Annotated in this window: 2 protein-coding genes; one reads left to right on the top strand and one right to left on the bottom strand. The window is 75.2% G+C overall.

Annotated elements, in window-relative coordinates:
• The coding region (locus ETD85_RS62195; RefSeq protein ID WP_138699081.1) for a purine nucleoside phosphorylase YfiH/LACC1 family protein at window positions 1–373 on the top strand (373 nt) is incomplete at its 5' end.
• Here the strand turns inward: ETD85_RS62195 and ETD85_RS62190 are convergent.
• Window positions 360–1,520: Mur ligase family protein (locus tag ETD85_RS62190; protein WP_138699080.1), on the bottom strand; the 1,161-nt coding region annotated here is incomplete at its 5' end. The genes ETD85_RS62195 and ETD85_RS62190 overlap by 14 nt on opposite strands.

Here is a 1,520-nt window from a genome sequence, read left to right as displayed (position 1 = left end):
GGCCCATGCGGGGCGGTCGGGGATCTCGGCGGGAGTGATCGGCTCCGTCGTCGAGAGCATGGCCGGCCGCGGGGCGGAGGCGTCGCGTACGACCGCCCTGATCGGCCCGTGCATCTGCGCCGGCTGTTACGAGGTGTCCCCGGAGCTCCGGGCGGCGACGGCGGCCGCGCTGCCGGAGGCGTGGGCCACGACGCGGGCCGGGACGGCGGCGATCGATCTGCGGGCCGCCGTCACCGCGCAGCTGCGCCGGCTGGGCGTCACGCGGGTGCGCCACGATCACCGCTGCACGGCGGAGACGCCCGCCCTGTACTCCTACCGGCGGGAGGGGCCGACGGGCGACTTCGCCGGGTTCGTCTGGCTCAAGCCAGCCTGATCTCTTTGAGCGCGTCCAGGAACGCGGTGTAGTTCGCCACGATGTCGAGCCGCCCGTACGGCGCCCGTTCGCAGGCTTCCCTGAGGGAGGAGACGACCTCGCAGCGGACGCCCGCGACGTCGAGCCGGAGCGCGACGTCGAGTCTCCTGGCGCCGGTCACGAGCACGGCCATCCCGGCCAGCCGGCGGAAGTCCACGTCCCAGATCCACGAGGTGTCCTGGCCGTCGAGCTCGCGGGCGTTCAGCACGATCAGGACGTTGGCCGACGCCGGCAGGATGTCCAGGACCTCGGTCCAGCTCGCCGGGTTCTTGGCGAGCAGCAGCCGGATCCGCCGGCCGTGGAGGTCCGTGACCTGGTAGCGGCCGGCGACGCTGCGCACCCCGGCCAGCCCGCGCGCCGCGTCCGGCGGGGAGAGGCCCAGCGCGGCCGCCGCGGCCACGGCCATCGCCGCGTTGGCGTAGTTGACCTGGCCGGGGAGCCGGAGGCGGAGCTCGTACGACTCGCCGGTCCGGGTCGAGACGACGGAGCGTTCCTTGAGCTCCCAATCGGGGGCCGGCCGGGCCAGGCCGCAGGCCCGGCACGACCAGTGCCTGGCCGCCGGGCGCGTCAGCGGGCCGCCGCAGGCGGGACACGACCAGGAGTCGTGCGGCCAGCCCGCGCCGGCCGACACCCACACGACGCGGCCGGAGCCGCAGGCCGCCCAGTAGACGAGGGGGTCGTCGCAGTTGGCGACCACGACGCGGGCGGGACGGCCGCGCAGGGCGCGGCGCCAGGTCCGGGCGAGCAGCGCGGCTTCGGGATTGCGGTCGAGCTGGTCCCGGCTCAGGTTGAGCAGGACGACCACGCCCGGGGCGAGCTGCTCGCACAGCTCCGGCAGGTAGCGTTCGTCGACCTCGAACGCCGCGTAGTCGGCCCGCCCCGCCTGAGCCAGGGCCGTGGCCAGGCCGGCGGGCATGTTCGCGCCGGTGGCGTTGCTGGCCACGGTGCCGGCCTGGCGCAACGCCTCGGCGACGAAGCGGGTCGTGGTGGTCTTGCCGTTGGTGCCGCTCACGAGGACGACGTCGCTGGGGGCGGTCAGGACGCGCAGCGCGGCGGGGGCGAGCCGCAGGATGGTCCGCCCCGCTATGGTGCTGTCCCTTTCACCAAT

The sequence above is a fragment of the Nonomuraea zeae genome, assembly GCF_005889725.1.
GTDB classification, from domain to species: Bacteria; Actinomycetota; Actinomycetes; order Streptosporangiales; family Streptosporangiaceae; genus Nonomuraea; species Nonomuraea zeae.
The sequence above is the reverse complement of the archived record's forward strand: the minus strand, read 5'-3'. Positions and strand labels throughout refer to the sequence as shown.